Source organism: Metabacillus indicus LMG 22858 (genome assembly GCF_000708755.2).
In the GTDB taxonomy this organism is placed as follows: Bacteria; Bacillota; Bacilli; order Bacillales; family Bacillaceae; genus Bacillus_P; species Bacillus_P indicus.
In genome coordinates, this window is the sequence record NZ_JGVU02000006.1 from 81,461 (window position 1) to 97,729 (window position 16,269).

Sequence of the window (16,269 nt, forward strand, 5' to 3'; positions counted from 1 at the left end):
ATCATGTGGACGGCTAATTTCTTTGTTGCAGCAAGCGCGACAATGATTATGCCATTTTTGTCTTTGTATTTGAGTACATTCGGTGATTTTTCAGATGACTATGTTCGCAGATGGTCAGGATATGTGTTTGGTATTTCCTTTTTAATGGCCTTCCTTGTTTCTCCGCTGTGGGGAAGATTCGGCGATAAATACGGCTATAAAAAAATCCTGATCATGACCGGAGCAGGAATTGCAACAAGCATTTTTCTGATGGGCTTTGTTCAATCCGTGCATCAGCTGTTTGTTCTCCGCCTGCTGATGGGGGCAGTGACCGGATTTATTCCTACATCTCTTGCACTCATCTCCGCTCAAACCAAAAAGGAAGAAGCCGGCCGCACCCTAGGCACTCTGCAGATGGGAACCGTGTCAGGCGGACTGTTCGGACCGCTGATCGGAGGCCTTCTTGCTGATCAATTTGGCTTCACCTATACATTCTTCATTACATCCGCCGTCATTTACATATCTGTTTTGCTTGTAGCCTTCGGCATCAAAGAAAAACCGCTCAGAACAAAAGAAGAAGGAAAGAAATCCTACTCGCGCAAACAGGTTCTGCAGCATATCTTCAAATCTCCGCTGCTTTTGACCATTATGTTTCTGACGCTGCTGATCCAAATTGGAAACTTCAGCATTCAGCCCCTTCTTGCTCTTTATGTAAGCGAGCTTCACGGCCCTGTCAATCTTGCGTTTTTCTCAGGCCTTGCTTTCTCCGCAACAGGAGCAGGCAATTTGCTGGCTTCCCGAAAATGGGGCGCTCTCGGTGACCGCATCGGCCATGAAAAAGTATTGATCGGCCTGCTGATCGCATCTGTTTTTTGCTTTATTCCCCAGGCCCTTGTATCCACACTATGGCAGCTGATGATTTTCCGCTTCCTTTTCGGCCTGGTGATGGGCGGCATCATCCCCTGCATCACAGCCTTTATCAGGCAGACCGCGCCCGTTTCAATGCAGGGAGAAGTGCTCGGCTACAACACAAGCTTCAAATTCCTCGGGAATGTCGCCGGTCCTGTATTAGGAGGAACCATTGCAGGCGGATTCGGCATTTCAGCCGTTTTTTACGTAACAGCAGGACTGTTTTTATCCGGAGCGATCCTTTTATGGAAAAGTGTCCGCACAGAGCAAAAGCAGCTGGCAGAAGCTAGCTGAATGAGGCTGGGACATAATTATATACAGCACTTTGATCCGAACTGGGAGATAACTAGTTCGGATTTTCTATGCTTAGAATATTTCTCCCGTAGTGCTGCCACTTTTCAAAGGGATGAAGCTGTATTTGTGGCGCCACTCCACGTGGTGCTCCCACTTTTAACAGAGATGCAGATGCATTTGTGGCACCACTCCACTTAGTGCTGCCACTTTTCACAGAGATGGAGATGCATTTGTGGCACCACTCCCCTTAGTGCTGCCACTTTAAACAGAGATGGAGATGCATTTGTGGCGCCACTCCACTTAGTGCTGCCACTTTAAACAGAGATGCAGATGCATTTGTGGCGCCATTCCAGGGAGTGGCATGATTTTTAAATTTTCATTTAAATTTCTTGTACTGTTAAAAACATTTTTCATCCTCTTTTACTCGGAGGAAATATATTCTAAAAAACAGTAGGAAATGGTAGTATGAATAGAAAAGCGGAGCCGACCGTTTAGCCCTGACAGGCAGAAAAGAAATCACCCGAAAAGTCCGGTTTTGACTTTTTGGGGGATTTTGTTCTGACGGAAGGGCTGGGAGGCGGAGCTGGACAACACGAAAAGTGGAATCAGCCGTTTAGCTCCGATAGGCAGATAAGAAATCACCGATAAAGTCCGGGTTTGACTTTTTAGGGGATTTTGTTCTGACAGAGGAGTTGGCTGATGGAGCTGGACAACGCGAAAAGCGGAGCCGACCGTTTAGCCCTGACAGGCAGAAAGAGCCGTACTATTCATCATTCCAATAAACTTTAAAGGCGTGTGACATCATTGCGTTCAATTACAGGCTGGATTTGCCTTCTGGCAATGTCCCCTCTCCTCATTTTCTTATTTATGCTATCGGGGGAAGAAGTAAAACAAGTAAAAGCCGTTTCGACTGTTTTGGAAGAACGGATTCCTTTAACAGACATTCCCATGATTCAAAACAGCTACATTCTAGACCAAAATGGAAGCATCGCTTCAGAAATTGTCAACTCAAGGGAAAACAGAAGATTTGTTCCTTTGGAAGAGATGCCGGAAGCAGTAAAAACGATTTTCATTGTTTCAGAGGATCAGCGTTTTTATGACCATATCGGATTTGATCCGGCCGGCATGACCAGGGCAGTCCTTGTGAATGCTAAAAACCAGTCGACCGACCAGGGCGGAAGCACCATTACACAGCAGCTTGCCAGGAATGTCTTTTTGACTCATGAAAAATCATATAACCGTAAACTGAGTGAACTCTTATACTCGTACCACCTTGAGCGGACCTTTTCAAAAGAAGATATCCTTGAAGGGTATTTGAATGCTGTTTATTTTCACAACGGGGTTTACGGCGTAGAGATGGCAAGTCAGTACTATTTCAGCAAGCCGATAGGAAAACTCACTCTTGCCCAGACAGCCTTTATCAGCGCGATCCCGAACAATCCTGCCCTGTATGACCCTATTACCCGTTTTGAGAATACGAAAAAGCGGCAGGAACGGCTCCTTAACGAGCTTCTTGAAGGAAAGTACATAACCGGGGAACAATACCGCGCTGCTGCTGCTGAAAAAATCCGGATAAACACCCAGACGAGAACAGACCGCTATCCGGATTACATCACGTACGTTCATGATGAATTGAAGCAGCTGATTGCTGAAGAAGAAGGGTACACCATCAAGCTTTCAAAAGCGGACAGTGCAGAAAAAGAGCGTTTGAACGAGCAGCTTAAAAACCGCGTGCAGGATGTGCTGAAGAGTGGAGTGCGCATCCATACTGCTCTCGATCCAACCCTTCAGACACGTGTTTCGGATGCTTTTAAAAACCATCTGACAGATCCCTCTGTACAGGGTGCAAGTGTTGTCATTGACCATAGGTCTCATGAAATTAAAGCGATGTACGGAGGAAAGGACTATAAAAAGTTCGACTTCAACCGCGCATATCAAGCATACCGCCAGCCCGGCTCGGCAATAAAGCCTCTGCTTGACTATGTGCCGTATCTCGAAACCACGGGGGCGGGACCGAATTCCATGATCAGCGCAGAACCATTTTGCGATAAAGAGTATTGTCCAAAGAATTACGATGAAAAAACGTACGGGAGGGTAACGCTGGAAACAGCCTTTAAGCGTTCCTATAATACACCGGCCGTAAGAATGATGAATGAAGTCGGGGTTGAAAAGGCCTTTTCATACTTAGAGCCTTTCAAATTCAGCCGGATTGTCAAAGAGGATTACAGACTTCCTGTATCAATCGGGGGTTTCACATACGGCTTCTCCCCACTCGAACTCACACAGGCCTATTCTGCTTTTGGAAATGACGGCGTTTTTTCTAAAAGCCGTGCTATTAAAAGTGTGACGGACCTTGAAGGGAACCCCTTATATAAGTGGAAGGACGAGCCGGTGCGAGTATGGCAAAGCGCAACAAATACGAAAATGCGAGCGCTTTTGACTTCAGTGACTGAAAGCGGTACTGGAACGAAGGCAAATCATCCCGCTGCCTATACTGGAGGCAAAACCGGCACAACAAATGATTACAATGATTTATGGTTTGCCGGATTAACAGACGCCTATACAGCCGCTGTCTGGATTGGAAAAGATAAAGCAGAAAGCATTGAGAGCCTTTCAGCAGCAGCACCGCATCAGCTGATTTGGAGAGATATCACTAAGAACCGCTAGTTTTTTCGTTTTAAGATTGGGGAACAGAAAAAGAAACAGCCAAAAGCAGGTGAGTGACATGACACACAGCAAAATCCTATTATTTGACGGTGTCTGCAATTTCTGTGACGGAACCGTTCAATTCGTTTTAAAACACGACAAGAAAGAAGTCTTCTCTTTTGCCTCCCTTCAATCGGAAGCCGGCCAGAGCCTGCTCAGGAAACACGGACTTCCCCTTGAAGATTACGACAGCTTTGTCTATCTCGATGAAGGGAAGGTTCATACAAAATCCACTGCCGCTCTGCGCGTTCTCAAAGAGCTCGGCGGAATATACAGAGCGCTTTATCTTTTGATTGCCGTTCCAAAACCGATAAGAGATGCCGTCTACATGATGATCGCAAAAAACAGATACAAATGGTTCGGAAAAAAAGACGCCTGCACATTGCCGTCTAAAGATGTCAGAAAAAGATTTCTGTGAAAACGTGCCCGAAGTAAACGAAAGCCCCTCAAAACCTGAGGGGCTTTCGCTTTAAATTGGCAGACTCGCCAAAAGGCTGTTATACAGCTTCATGCAAATATAAAGAATACCGAACAAAAAAACGGACCAGAACAGTACGTGAAACAGAACAAGGCCAATCAGCGAAAAGGATGTCAGGAAAAAACTGAACTGATACACGGCAAAAATGAAGTAGCAGACCGTTGCAAGCAGGAAAACCGCAATAATCGCTGCGCCAAATTGAACAAGCAGCAGAGATACTCCGCCTCCTGCCAGGTAAAAGGCAGAACCGAGCCTGATTTTTTTCAGGCTCTCCCCCTCAGCATCCTTTGAGAAAAACAGAAGGGACAGCTCTGTCACGGTATCAGAGATCAGCTTAAGGGCAGAAAAAACCATAAAATAGATAAGGGCAAAGACCGTGAAAAGAGCAAGCTTAATGCCGCTCTCTGAAAAGAACTCCAGCATCCCGCCGTATACGCCAAGCCTCTTCAGCAGCCCTACAATTTCAGAAACAGTTGAAATGGAAAGCGATGTGCTGAAAAGAAGAATAGCGATTAGGGGGAAGTAGCTGGTGAAATACGTATTTTTCATTCCATAATCTCCTAATCCGTCAGAATACTCATTTAGTATGAACGAATGAGGTCCGGGTGACAAGAAGGAAATGGAAAAATGACAGCTGACGGCGTTTGGCTGTCTGATTGATGCCCTTATCTTAGTCAGCAGCATAATACGGGGCTGACAGTTGAATTTCGGTTACTGACAGTAAAATTATGAAGTTGGTTATAAAACCAGGATTGTTGGCTGTAATCTCAAAATAGTTGGTAGTAATACTTCTATTGTTGGTTGTAATACCACAATTCTTGGTTGTAAAGCTTCAGTTTTTGCCGGCTGTCCAATTATAGCTTGAAGTTAAACCGCAATTACTGATCCGAGCTAATGTATTGATTTATTTCAAACCAAATCAGAATAGAACACGCAAACGAAACCGCCTGATCCAGACGGTTTCGTTTACTTATTGACGATTCTGATATATTCTCTTGGTTTGAATTTTTCAAGCATCCGTTTTTCTTCGTTGGATAAATAGAACGGCTCCTGTTTTTCAGACCATTCAGAATCGCTCTCGGATTGGTATACGGGATTGTAAAAAGGCTGTTCTGCTGATTCGTTTGCAGCCCATGCGGCGGCAAAAAGAACGGAAAACAATGCGGATGCCGTGATGATCTTCTTTTTCAGCATATGGATCACCTCAGCAATAGGTTTCTCATTCTCTCCCTGTGCTATACAAAAAAATCCCGTTATTTTTTGCCTGATTTTAGCTTTCTCTTCTTATTTAATAGAACATGAAAAGCTGGTTAATACTAGATGTGTGAGAAATGCACGATCGAAATTTTTACGTTATAATTGCATTTAGGGTCTTATGACCGTGAAATTTTATTGTAAGGAGGTTCAAAAATGACGTTATTGCATGCGGCTATCATCTCACCATTTCTTCTGGCCATTCTGATACCCTTCCTTTATAAATATTTCAGAAACATACATACAGGCTGGTTCGTCCTTATTCTGCCTGTTGTTTTATTTGGCTATTTTCTGAGCTTTATCGGTGAGACCGTGACATCAACTGTGAAATGGATTCCGTCTCTTGGAATTAACTTCACGGCATATGTAGACGGACTTGGATTGCTTTTTGCTTTGCTGATTACAGGAATCGGAGCGCTCGTTGTCCTGTACTCCATTTATTATTTATCCAAAGAGAAAGAAAAATTAAATCATTTTTACGTATATTTGCTGATGTTTATGGGGGCCATGCTCGGTGTGGTTCTATCTGACAACGTCATCGTTCTTTATACGTTCTGGGAATTTACGAGCCTTTCTTCTTTCCTTTTGATCGGCTATTGGTACCACAGAGAAAAATCAAGGTATGGCGCGCTGAAGTCGATGCTGATTACTGTATTCGGCGGTCTTGCCATGCTCGGAGGCTTTGTGCTGCTTTATTTAATGTCCGGCACATTCAGTATTCGCGGAATGATTGATGCTGTTCCTCAAATGATGGCCAATCCGCTTTTCATTCTGGCACTTGTTCTTGTGCTTCTCGGGGCATTTACAAAATCGGCACAATTTCCATTTTACATCTGGCTTCCTGATGCGATGGAAGCGCCGACTCCGGTCAGCGCTTACCTGCACTCAGCCACGATGGTAAAAGCAGGTATTTATCTTGTCGCAAGGTTCAGCCCTGTTTTTGCGCTTACTCCCGAATGGTTCTGGCTTGTTTCCCTGTTTGGAATCGTGACTCTTTTCTGGGGATCGCTGAACGCGGTCAAGCAGACTGATTTAAAGGCCATTCTTGCGTTTTCAACGGTCAGTCAGCTCGGATTAATTATGTCCCTGCTTGGAGTCGGTGCGGCAGCGCTGCATTATGATTCGCTTGATGATAATTACTTTACCATTGCAACGGTTGCGGCCATTTTCCACTTAATCAACCATGCCACGTTTAAAGGCAGTTTGTTCATGGTCGCAGGTATTGTTGACCATGAAACAGGCACGCGTGACATCCGGAAACTTGGCGGCTTGATGAGCTTTATGCCGATTACATTTACCATTGCGGTTATTGGTGCCTTCTCGATGGCCGGCCTGCCGCCGTTTAATGGTTTCTTAAGTAAAGAGATGTTCTTTACAGGCATGATTCATGTCACGAAGATGGATATTTTCAACGCTGATACGTGGGGTCTGCTTTTCCCTGTTCTTGCCTGGATTGCAAGCGTCTTTACATTCCTGTACAGCATGGTTCTTGTTTTCAAGACGTTTACCGGCCCTGCCCAGCTTGAAAAACTTGAGCGAAAGCCGCATGAAGCGCCGATCGGCATGCTGATCCCGCCGATTATTTTAGCTTCACTCGTTGTTATATTCGGTTTTTTCCCGAACCTGCTTTCCTACACGTTAATTGAGCCGGCAGTGGAATCTATTCTGCCTTCGCTTCTCCCTGAAGGAAAACAGTTTAAAGTGCATATTTACTTCTGGCACGGTCCTACGCCCGAGCTGTTCATGACAATCGGCGTGATCTTGATTGGAACCCTTCTCTACTTAACTCTTGGAAAATGGAGAAAAGTGTATGATCTGTTCCCGAAGAAGCTCGCACTCAACAAATTGTATGACGCATCAATAAACGGCATGGAACGTTTTTCAAACAGTTTCACCCGCTTTTATATGACCGGATTTATCCGCGACTATCTTGCCTACATCTTTGTGTTCCTGATTGTGATTACGCTCGGAACGATGGCTGTTAAAGGCGGATTTGCGTTTACTCTTGACGGTACGGCTGAAATCGGGATCTATGAAGTTGTTCTGGCACTTGCCATGGTGCTCGGAACCGTGACCATCCTATTTTCCAAATCAAGACTTACAGCGATTATTGCACTCGGTTCTGTCGGATACAGTTTGGCGTTATTCTTTGTGCTGTTCCGCGCACCGGATCTCGCATTGACCCAACTTGTCATTGAAACAGTTTCTGTTGCACTCTTCCTGCTTTGTTTCTATTTCCTTCCGAAATTCAAAAAGCGGGAGAAAAAGCTCAGCTTCAGGCTGGTTAATTTCCTTATTTCACTGGGTGTGGGACTTACTGTCACACTGGTGGCTATCTCTGCAAACAGCAGCAGAGCAGGAGAAACGATTTCTTCCTACTTTATTGAAAACAGCTACAAGCTTGCCGGCGGAAAGAACATGGTCAACGTAATTCTTGTAGATTTCCGCGGATTTGATACGCTGTTTGAAATAGCTGTTCTCTGCATTGCTGCACTTGGAATCTATGGAATGGTAAAACTTCGCATGGCAAAGGGGGAGGAAGGATGAATTCAAAAATAAAGACAAATGATGTGATCCTTCAGACCATAACGAAAGTCGTGTTTTTCATCATTGTCATCTTTTCGATTTACCTCTTTTTCGCAGGTCACTATACGCCCGGAGGAGGTTTCGTCGGAGGACTCATGACGTCCTCTGCAATTGTCCTTCTTCTGCTTGCGTACGATGTAAAAACAGTAGTGGGCATACTCCCTGTAAACTATATTCACATGGCGGCGGCGGGACTTTTGATCGCTGTTCTCACAGGTGTCGGCTCTTTCTTTTTCGGCGTTCCGTTTTTGTCCCATACGTTCGGGCATGTTCACCTCCCGCTGCTCGGTGATACAGAGCTTGCCACTGCCGTTCTGTTTGACCTCGGGGTGTACCTCGTCGTTATCGGGGTGACTCTGACCATTATTCAGACGATTGGAGAGACGGAATAATGGAAATTTTAATGTCGATCGTCGTTGGTATTTTGTTTATGGCTGCAACGTATTTAATGCTTTCAAAAAGTCTGCTGCGGATTATTATCGGCACAGGGCTGTTAAGCCACGGCGCCCACCTTCTGATCCTGACGATGGGCGGGCTGAAAAAAGGAGCAGCTCCTTTGCTTGGCGAAGAGGCGTCCTCCTATGTCGATCCGCTGCCGCAGGCATTGATTTTGACTGCAATTGTCATCAGTTTCGGTGTTACTTCCTTTTTCCTTGTTATGGCATACAGAGCCTATCAGGAGCTTGGAAGCGATAATATGGATCAGTTAAGGGGAAATGATCATAATGAATAATATCGTGATGCTGCCTCTTATTGTTCCTTTATTGGCAGGCATACTTTTAATTTTTTTCAACAAATATATCACTATACAAAAATGGCTGAGCGTGATTGCTTCCGTTTTGGCAGTAGTCATGTCTGCCATGCTTGTCCAGGAAGTCAGAACAAACGGTATCCTGACAGTTGAAATCGGCAGCTGGGCTCCGCCTTACGGAATTGTTTTTGTTGCGGACATGTTCGCAAGCCTCCTCGTTCTTGCGACAAGCATTATTGGACTCACTTCCATTCTGTTCGCCTTCCGGACAATCGGACCTGAGAGAGAGCGCTTCTATTTTTATTCGGCCGTACAGTTTCTTTTAACCGGAGTTACAGGCGCCTTTTTGACTGGCGACATTTTCAATCTGTTCGTTTTCTTTGAAGTGATGCTTATGAGTTCTTATGTTCTTATTGTGCTCGGAGGAACAAAGCCGCAGCTTAGAGAATCCATTAAATATATTCTGGTTAACATTGTTTCATCTGCTTTGTTTGTCATTACGGTGGCTTACCTTTATGCGGTAACAGGAACGCTTAACATGGCGGACCTCGGGCAGAAAATTGCAGAGAACGGGCAGACAGGACTGCTGACAGTCATTGCGATTCTGTTTTTAGTCGTTTTCGGAATGAAAGGCGCGATCTTCCCTCTCTACTTCTGGATGCCTGGTTCCTACAAGGCACCGCCAGCCGCCGTTACCGCGCTGTTTGGAGCGCTTTTGACGAAGGTCGGGGTTTATGCGATTACAAGAGTTTATACACTCATATTCATTCACGATACAGGCTACACGCACCAAATCCTGGCCTGGCTTTCCGTCCTTACGATTCTGTTTGGGGTCATTGGAGCCATTGCCTATTGGGACGTAGATAAAATTGTCATTTACAATATTATCGTTGCCGTCGGCGTTATCTTGTTTGGTGTAGCCGTCTTCAATTCTCCTGGAATCGAAGGGGCCATCTATTATCTTATTCACGACATGATTATCAAAGGCGCACTCTTTATGCTTGCAGGTGTGATGATTGTCATTACCGGCACGAGCGATCTGAGGCAAATGGGCGGACTGCTGAAACATCACCCTCTCCTTGGATGGCTGTTCTTCATCGGGGCTATTTCCCTGGCAGGCATTCCTCCGCTGAGCGGATTTATCGGAAAGCTGAAAATTGTCCAGGGCGGATTTGAGGCCGGAGAATATGTCTTCGCTTTATTTGTTCTTTTGTCCAGTCTGCTTGTTCTCTACTCCATCATGAAGATTTTTATTCATGGATTCTGGGGCGAAGTAAAGCTTTCCAAGGAAGAAGAGAAAGGGTCCACAAAAGGACTGCTCTATCCAATTGCCATCCTGATCGCTCTGTCCGCTGCATTCGGACTCGGTACAGAAGCTGCTGCACCTTATATCACTCAAGCTGCAGAAACGCTGCTTGATCCGTCAATCTATATTCAAGCCGTGCTGAAGGAGTAGATGATATGGCCTTTCAAATTTTGCTGAATTTTTTCGTTGCGTTTCTCTGGATGTTTTTAAAAGGGCAATATGCAGCACAGGACTTTTTCAACGGCTATTTCTTCGGTCTGCTTATGATTTTTGCGCTGCGGCGCTTTTTTGCCCGCCGTTTCTACTTATGGAACGTCGGTGCCGTTTTAAAGCTGATCTACATTTTCAACCGTGAACTGATTATGTCCAACCTTGCTGTTTTAAAAGTGGTGCTTGCACCGAAAATAAATGCCCGTCCCGGCATTTTTAAGCTTGAAACAGAGCTGAAAAAGGACTGGGAAATTACCATTCTGGCAAATTTAATTACGCTGACTCCCGGAACACTCGTTGTAGAGATTTCAGAGGATAACCGCTTCCTTTATATCCATGCGATGGATCTTGGGGATGCGGAAGAAGCAAGAAACGATATTAAAAATACGTTTGAAAAAGCGATACAGGAGGTGAGCCGCTGATGCTTGATTTGGTGCTCAGAATATCCCTGCTCATCATTGCCGTTTCAACCATCCTGTATTTGTACAGGCTGATTAAAGGGCCGTCTGTGCCTGACAGGGTCATTGCCCTTGATGCAATCGGCATCAACTTGATCGGCATTACGGCCATCATCTCTGTCATGCTGCGTACAAATGCCTTCCTGGAAGTCATTCTGCTGCTCGGCATTTTGACCTTCATAGGCACTGTGGCTTTTGCCAAGTTCCTTGAGAAGGGAGAGATCATCGAAAATGACCGCAATCGTCATCGCTAAGTTCATTACAGGCTATTTTGTGCTTCAGGGTGCTCTTTTAAGCCTGGTAGCGGCATACGGTGTTGTGCGCCTGCCTGATGCCTATACACGCAATCATGCCGCATCAAAAAGCGCCACACTTGGAGTAATCAGCATATTGCTCGGCGTGTTTTTCTACTTCTGGCTGATTGAAGGCCATATGAATGCCCGGATCATTCTCGGGATTATCTTTGTCTTTATGACAGCTCCTGTTGCTGGCCACCTTATTATGCGGGCAGCCTACAATACGAAGGTGCCGCTTTGGGAAAAAAGCGTTCAGGATGATTTAGAAGCAGACAGAAAAAAAGAAGGGGTTAAAGGATGAGACGCTCTCATCCTTTTTCTATAGGACTGCACGATGGATTATGCTGAAGACCTGCGAAAACTCTTTCGGGAGCATGCCGACGCGGAAAAGGCTCACCTAATGTCAGCTTATATGCGCGGCCAGTTTCAATTCTTTGGAATCAGGTCTCCCGAGAGAAAAGAACTCACAAAACAATTTCTTAGAAAACACGGAAATCCAGCCTCTCTTGAAGATGCCATTTTAAAGCTTTGGGCATTTGAAGAGAGAGAACTCCAGTATGCAGCCGTGGATATGCTGGAGCGCAATAAAAAGCAGCTCTGCGGAAAAGATATGGTGTGGCTTAAAACGGCAATCACGACTGAATCATGGTGGGATACTGTGGACCTGATTGCCTCAAACATCATTGGTCCACTTGTAAAGAAAGAGCCTTCCTTACGTGAAAGATACTTAGATGAATGGGCCGAATCGGAAAACATCTGGCTGGTCAGAACCGCAATTCTGCATCAGCTGAAATATAAAGCAAATACAGACGAAGCCTGGCTCTACCGTGTGATTTCACAAAACTCATCTTCGAAAGAATTTTTTATTCAAAAAGCAATCGGATGGGCGCTCAGAGAATATTCAAAAACAGCTCCCGCATCTGTCAAAGCGTTTGCGGAGAACCATCCTCTTGCCCCGCTAAGCAGGCGCGAAGGACTGAAATATGTTCAGTAATATGATCATGATCCAGCAGCGTAGCACCAAAAAAAACAGAGCCCTTCTATAAAAGGCTCTGTTTTTTCATATATTCATCCCGCAGCATGGAGCACACTGCTGCATCACAGAATACGCCTTTTTCATAGGCGGCCTGTCTCAAAACTCCTTCAAAAATGAAGCCGGCTTTTTCAAGGCAGGATTTGGATGCGAGATTGTCAGGATCATAAAATGCTTCAATGCGGTTTACATTCATTTCGTTGTATCCAAAGGCAATGACAGGTTTAAGCACTTCACTCATCACGCCTTTTCTCCAGTAGTCCGGATGCAGCTCAAAACCGATTTCAGCTTTATAATGTTCTTTATCCCAATTGTGATAGCCGCAGCTTCCTATAATTTTATCGGTTGCTGTTTCTGCAATGCCCCATCTGTACCCCTCATTTTTACCGAATCTTTCAGCCCAGCGGCTGATGATTTCCAGCGCCTGATCTAGGTCTGTAAAGCTTTCCAAATCATAATACCTTGTGACTTCGTCCTTTGAAAAATACGAAAATACAGCTTCTGCATCCCGTTCTTCAAGTTTTCTTAATGTAAAACGGTCCGTGAACAAAACCGGAAACTCTGCCGGTGTTTTCATCTCTTCTTCCCCTTTGTCTGCCGCTTATGCTTTCTTTTTTAACACAGCCATCGTGCATCTTGAAATGCAGATCAGGCTTTCTCTTTCATCGACTATTTTGATTTCCCAGACCATCGTTGTTTTCCCTCTGTGAACAGGAACAGCGTGAGCAGTCACTGTGCCGTCCTGCTTGCCTCTGATGTGGTTTGCATTAATCTCAAGTCCCACACACATTTCCGTTTCCTGATCGATCAAGTGATATGCGCCAATGCTCGCAACGGTTTCTGCAAGCGCGACAGAAGCCCCGCCATGCAGGATGCCAAATGGCTGTCTTGTCCGATCATCCACCGGCATTGTCGCCACAACTCCGTCATTTGTAATGCTTTTAATGTCGATTCCAAGCGAGTTAAGCAGTGTATTTTCAACGTTGTATTCCATCCTGATTCCTCCTCTATTTTTTCACCAGAAGCTGATCATCTCCAGGGCGCGGATTGCCTCTTCCATCGCGGTTGTTTGTTATAGCATAGATCTCGCTGCCTGCTACCAGCACATCCCGCATCCTTCCGAAACCATCCATTTCATTTGCTGCTTTGCGGGAATTTATATTCACTCTTTTTACAGCATTTCCGGACAATGCAGCAACGTACAGACGGTCATCCTTATAGGCGATGCCGGATGGTGCCCATGTCTCGCTGCCGGTATGGAAAAACGGTGTTTCCATCCCCTCCTGCTGCTCGTCCCCTTCAATCACAGGCCATCCATAATTCCTGCCTGGCATAATTCGGTTGATCTCATCGTGAGCAGACTGGCCGTGCTCCGTACTGTACATCTCCCCGTTATCGCTCCATGCGAGCCCCTGCGGATTTCTGTGTCCATATGAGTACACATATGATTCCGGGAACGGATTGTCATCAGGCAGTGCGCCGTCAAGTTCGAGTCTCAAAATCTTCCCTGCAAGTGATTCCCTGTCCTGTGCAAGCTCCGGGGTTAAAGCATCTCCAGCTGTCGCGTACAGCTTGTCGTCAGGGCCGATCTTCAGCCGGCCGCCATTGTGAAAACGGGCACCGGGAATATCTTCGAGCAGCACACGCACCTCTTTCCATCCACCGTTCCGCTCCTCAATGACAACAATCCTGTTCTTAATGCTTCCGCCATCCTTATATGTATGGTAAGCATAGGCCTGTCTGCTTTTGTCAAAGTCCGGGGCAAGCTGCAGCCCGAGAAATCCGCCTTCCCCTTCCAGGTGAACTTTTTTGTCAAAGGAAACATTCTGAACGTCTTTTTTGCCGGATGTGCTGTCCCACTTGACAATCTTTCCTTTTCGTTCGCTCAGATAAAAAGTTCCGCTGTGTTCATTAATTGACCATGGAACATCCATCTCTTTCAAGACACTTTCAGCCCCCTGACCCTCTTGCTGAACAACAGCTTCTGATTCTGGACTTTCCTGACCCGACTGACATCCGGCAAGAAAAATCAGTGCACCAACTGCAACCCATTTCCTCAGAACGATCACCTCTGATTTCCATTTACCTCTAGTTTAACTGAAATGAAACAATCATTCACGCGTCACCCTTCTGCTATTTGCGAAGAGCTGCCAAAGCAAAGCAAAAATAAATCGCCATTAAACCAAGAATCGGTAAAACCGCCGTCACATCCATGCTGCCATCCCCCTAATAGAAAGCGCTTACTTACGCTCATAATCTTAATTAAGGTCAATCATAGCGGATGGATGTGATGGAAATATTGAGAAAAAGTATAAAGTTTGTAAACTTGCTAATGATAGGAGAAAACAACCTCGAGTTCAGCAGTTACCTCGATTTGTCTTGCAAAAATGGGTGTCTGCCCGGAAGATTGCGCTCCAAGACTTAATTCTTTGGAAAGAGGTGAAAACCCTCTTGATTCTTCTGTAATTTTTACCGGGGTGCGGTTTAAATTCAGCCGATACGACAGTGAAATGGCTTCTGCCTTTTCTAGTGCCTGCTTTGCCGCAAGATCAAGAGCCTGATTGATCCATTTCTGCTGATCAGAAAGAAAAAACTGCAGCGAGTCAGACCGGTTGGCTCCGTTTGCGAAGGCCGCATCATAAATGCTGCCGATTGTGTCTAAGTTCCGTGTTCTGACAGAGAGTGTGTTAACCGCTTCATAGCCCTTCAGGACCGGCTCAGAGCCTCCAGTGTAGTCGTATTGCGGGAACACGGTATAGGAAATCGTTTCAATTTGTTTTTCATCAATTCCCTCGGCCTGAAGTGTCCTGATAAGCTGATTGACCCGCCGCTTGTTTTCTTCTTGTGCGGCCGTTACATCCTTATCCATTGTGACAACGGCAAGCTGCAGCACGGCTGTATCAGGCGCAGCCTCCACCTTCCCCATCCCTCTTACAGACAGGGTGCTTCCGCCTTTTGCTTTTCGTTCATCCGCCTTTAAGGCATGACGGTATGCAGGATTGTAAGGCTGTCCGTACATTGGATACATACATTCATTCTCCCCTCAGCATGCTAGCGTTCTATTTAACTGTATGCAGAGAAAAAAACGTATAATCACAAAAGCGCAAGCGCCTTGAACAGATCCGATAGGCAGATAAGAATCCGACAAAAAAGTCCGGTTTTGACTTTTATGTCGGATTTGTTCTGACAGAGGATTTAGGCGCTGGAGCTGGACGATGATAACTCACTACTAATTTCACACTTTAAGCATTTAAATATCTATAAACCTGCAAAAAAGTGTGCAGATCTGCTCTGCACACTAATCAATAATGCCTTCGGATTTGGAAATCAGAACGGCTTCTGTTCTTGACCCGACATTTAATTTATTAAAGATGGAAGTAAGGCTATATTCGATCGAGCGCTTGCTCAAGTGCAGCTTATCGGCAATTTCCTGGTTGGTTAAACCGCGTTCAACCTCCTGGAGAATGGCTTTTTCTCTTTCATTCAGCGTCTCAGTCTCTGAATGAGCAGAACTGCTTTTATTTTTTTGCTGAAGAATGAGGGATTTCAAATAGGAATAAGGAACAACAATATCCCCTGAAAGAGCATGCCGGATGGAAGAAAGAATTTTTTCTTTCGTTTCTGTTTTGCTTATTGCTCCATGAATGCCAAGCCTGATGGCTTCTTCAAAATAATCCTCTACATCATAGCCTGTATATAAAATAATTTTGCAATCCTCTGAGTGCTTAATAATCTCAGTGGAAAGCTCCATGCCGTTTATGTCTCCCAGGTTCATATCCATAAGAATCACATCATACTCCTGAAAATTCAGGTGCTGAATCACATCTTTGGAGTAAGGGGGATTCAGGTACGAAACCTTCACTTGTGAATCGGTTTCAAGAATGGCCTTTGTTCCTTCACGCACTGCCGGATGATCGTCCACAACTAAAATATGCAACATTGTATCAACCTCTCTGTCCACTGCCTCTGCTTACTATTCTATAAAAAAGACCTGGCCTGTGCCAAGTCT

General features: G+C 45.3%; 18 protein-coding genes. 11 read left to right on the plus strand and 7 right to left on the minus strand.

The genetic code is table 11. The annotated features are described in order from the left end of the window. The first annotated feature begins 3 nt into the window (after positions 1-3). The 3 genes from AZ46_RS14945 (at position 4) to AZ46_RS14955 (ending at position 4,306) form a co-directional block, all read left to right on the plus strand. A complete protein-coding gene (locus AZ46_RS14945; protein ID WP_029284014.1) occupies positions 4-1,182 on the plus strand; it encodes an MFS transporter in 1,179 nt (392 codons plus the stop codon). Positions 1,183-2,022: 840 nt separating this feature from the next. Then, positions 2,023-3,849, plus strand: a complete 1,827-nt coding sequence (locus AZ46_RS14950; protein ID WP_051865704.1) for a transglycosylase domain-containing protein — start codon at positions 2,023-2,025, stop codon at positions 3,847-3,849. A 58-nt stretch (positions 3,850-3,907) separates the two neighbouring features. Further along, positions 3,908-4,306 carry a thiol-disulfide oxidoreductase DCC family protein gene (locus AZ46_RS14955; protein WP_029284020.1) on the plus strand — a complete coding sequence of 133 codons (399 nt, stop codon included), beginning with the start codon at positions 3,908-3,910 and terminating at the stop codon, positions 4,304-4,306. Between the two features lie 51 nt (positions 4,307-4,357). On the opposite strand, the gene AZ46_RS14960 is transcribed toward AZ46_RS14955, so the two are convergent. After that, positions 4,358-4,915 (minus strand): DUF5366 family protein, encoded by a 558-nt coding sequence (locus AZ46_RS14960; RefSeq protein ID WP_029284022.1) that lies wholly within the window; start codon positions 4,913-4,915, stop codon positions 4,358-4,360. 417 nt (positions 4,916-5,332) lie between these two features. After that, entirely contained in the window at positions 5,333-5,560 is a 228-nt protein-coding gene (locus AZ46_RS14965) for a hypothetical protein (RefSeq protein WP_029284024.1), read from the minus strand. A 216-nt stretch (positions 5,561-5,776) separates the two neighbouring features. Here AZ46_RS14965 and AZ46_RS14970 point away from each other — a divergent pair, with 216 nt between their 5' ends. The 8 genes from AZ46_RS14970 to AZ46_RS15005 are packed head-to-tail and all read left to right on the plus strand — an operon-like array spanning position 5,777 to position 12,221. Next, a complete protein-coding gene (locus AZ46_RS14970) occupies positions 5,777-8,167 on the plus strand; it encodes a Na+/H+ antiporter subunit A (RefSeq protein WP_029284026.1) in 2,391 nt (796 codons plus the stop codon). Then, positions 8,164-8,598: a Na(+)/H(+) antiporter subunit B gene (locus AZ46_RS14975; protein ID WP_029284028.1), complete on the plus strand. Its 435-nt coding sequence runs from the start codon at positions 8,164-8,166 to the stop codon at positions 8,596-8,598. Before AZ46_RS14970 ends, AZ46_RS14975 begins: the two co-directional genes overlap by 4 nt. After that, on the plus strand, positions 8,598-8,939 hold the full coding sequence (locus tag AZ46_RS14980; protein ID WP_029284030.1) for a Na(+)/H(+) antiporter subunit C: 342 nt from the start codon (positions 8,598-8,600) through the stop codon (positions 8,937-8,939). The genes AZ46_RS14975 and AZ46_RS14980 overlap by 1 nt, the downstream gene beginning before the upstream one ends. Continuing rightward, entirely contained in the window at positions 8,932-10,413 is a 1,482-nt protein-coding gene (locus tag AZ46_RS14985; protein ID WP_029284031.1) for a Na+/H+ antiporter subunit D, read from the plus strand. The genes AZ46_RS14980 and AZ46_RS14985 overlap by 8 nt, the downstream gene beginning before the upstream one ends. 5 nt (positions 10,414-10,418) lie before the next feature. Beyond that, complete coding sequence (locus tag AZ46_RS14990) at positions 10,419-10,895, plus strand: Na+/H+ antiporter subunit E (RefSeq protein WP_029284032.1); 477 nt, start codon at positions 10,419-10,421, stop codon at positions 10,893-10,895. Further along, a complete protein-coding gene (locus tag AZ46_RS14995; protein ID WP_029284033.1) occupies positions 10,895-11,185 on the plus strand; it encodes a Na(+)/H(+) antiporter subunit F1 in 291 nt (96 codons plus the stop codon). The genes AZ46_RS14990 and AZ46_RS14995 overlap by 1 nt, the downstream gene beginning before the upstream one ends. Then, positions 11,163-11,528: a monovalent cation/H(+) antiporter subunit G gene (mnhG, locus tag AZ46_RS15000; RefSeq protein WP_029284035.1), complete on the plus strand. Its 366-nt coding sequence runs from the start codon at positions 11,163-11,165 to the stop codon at positions 11,526-11,528. Before AZ46_RS14995 ends, mnhG begins: the two co-directional genes overlap by 23 nt. Before the next feature lie 33 nt (positions 11,529-11,561). Then, the gene (locus AZ46_RS15005) at positions 11,562-12,221 is read left to right on the plus strand and encodes a DNA alkylation repair protein (protein WP_029284037.1); all 660 of its coding nucleotides are present in this window, start codon (positions 11,562-11,564) and stop codon (positions 12,219-12,221) included. A 46-nt stretch (positions 12,222-12,267) separates the two neighbouring features. Here AZ46_RS15005 and AZ46_RS15010 read toward each other — a convergent pair whose 3' ends face one another. The 5 genes from AZ46_RS15010 to AZ46_RS15030 form a co-directional block, all read right to left on the minus strand. Continuing rightward, positions 12,268-12,837, minus strand: a complete 570-nt coding sequence (locus AZ46_RS15010) for a GNAT family N-acetyltransferase (RefSeq protein ID WP_029284039.1) — start codon at positions 12,835-12,837, stop codon at positions 12,268-12,270. 24 nt (positions 12,838-12,861) lie between these two features. Then, entirely contained in the window at positions 12,862-13,254 is a 393-nt protein-coding gene (locus AZ46_RS15015; RefSeq protein ID WP_029284041.1) for a hotdog fold thioesterase, read from the minus strand. A gap of 13 nt (positions 13,255-13,267) precedes the next feature. Further along, complete coding sequence (locus AZ46_RS15020) at positions 13,268-14,329, minus strand: PQQ-dependent sugar dehydrogenase (RefSeq protein WP_235728226.1); 1,062 nt, start codon at positions 14,327-14,329, stop codon at positions 13,268-13,270. 260 nt (positions 14,330-14,589) lie between these two features. Then, positions 14,590-15,288, minus strand: coding sequence for an SIMPL domain-containing protein (locus AZ46_RS15025; protein WP_029284045.1), 699 nt, complete (start codon positions 15,286-15,288; stop codon positions 14,590-14,592). A 270-nt stretch (positions 15,289-15,558) separates the two neighbouring features. Further along, a complete protein-coding gene (locus AZ46_RS15030) occupies positions 15,559-16,200 on the minus strand; it encodes a response regulator transcription factor (RefSeq protein ID WP_029284047.1) in 642 nt (213 codons plus the stop codon). Positions 16,201-16,269 lie beyond the last annotated feature (69 nt).

Coding starts and splice junctions, on each gene's coding strand:
- AZ46_RS14945 (WP_029284014.1), top strand. CDS start 4: ATGTGGACGGCTAATTTCTTTGTTGCAGCAAGCGCGACAATGATTATG.
- AZ46_RS14950 (WP_051865704.1), top strand. CDS start 2,023: ATGTCCCCTCTCCTCATTTTCTTATTTATGCTATCGGGGGAAGAAGTA.
- AZ46_RS14955 (WP_029284020.1), top strand. CDS start 3,908: ATGACACACAGCAAAATCCTATTATTTGACGGTGTCTGCAATTTCTGT.
- AZ46_RS14960 (WP_029284022.1), bottom strand. CDS start 4,915: ATGAAAAATACGTATTTCACCAGCTACTTCCCCCTAATCGCTATTCTT.
- AZ46_RS14965 (WP_029284024.1), bottom strand. CDS start 5,560: ATGCTGAAAAAGAAGATCATCACGGCATCCGCATTGTTTTCCGTTCTT.
- AZ46_RS14970 (WP_029284026.1), top strand. CDS start 5,777: ATGACGTTATTGCATGCGGCTATCATCTCACCATTTCTTCTGGCCATT.
- AZ46_RS14975 (WP_029284028.1), top strand. CDS start 8,164: ATGAATTCAAAAATAAAGACAAATGATGTGATCCTTCAGACCATAACG.
- AZ46_RS14980 (WP_029284030.1), top strand. CDS start 8,598: ATGGAAATTTTAATGTCGATCGTCGTTGGTATTTTGTTTATGGCTGCA.
- AZ46_RS14985 (WP_029284031.1), top strand. CDS start 8,932: ATGAATAATATCGTGATGCTGCCTCTTATTGTTCCTTTATTGGCAGGC.
- AZ46_RS14990 (WP_029284032.1), top strand. CDS start 10,419: ATGGCCTTTCAAATTTTGCTGAATTTTTTCGTTGCGTTTCTCTGGATG.
- AZ46_RS14995 (WP_029284033.1), top strand. CDS start 10,895: ATGCTTGATTTGGTGCTCAGAATATCCCTGCTCATCATTGCCGTTTCA.
- mnhG (WP_029284035.1), top strand. CDS start 11,163: ATGACCGCAATCGTCATCGCTAAGTTCATTACAGGCTATTTTGTGCTT.
- AZ46_RS15005 (WP_029284037.1), top strand. CDS start 11,562: ATGGATTATGCTGAAGACCTGCGAAAACTCTTTCGGGAGCATGCCGAC.
- AZ46_RS15010 (WP_029284039.1), bottom strand. CDS start 12,837: ATGAAAACACCGGCAGAGTTTCCGGTTTTGTTCACGGACCGTTTTACA.
- AZ46_RS15015 (WP_029284041.1), bottom strand. CDS start 13,254: ATGGAATACAACGTTGAAAATACACTGCTTAACTCGCTTGGAATCGAC.
- AZ46_RS15025 (WP_029284045.1), bottom strand. CDS start 15,288: ATGTATCCAATGTACGGACAGCCTTACAATCCTGCATACCGTCATGCC.
- AZ46_RS15030 (WP_029284047.1), bottom strand. CDS start 16,200: ATGTTGCATATTTTAGTTGTGGACGATCATCCGGCAGTGCGTGAAGGA.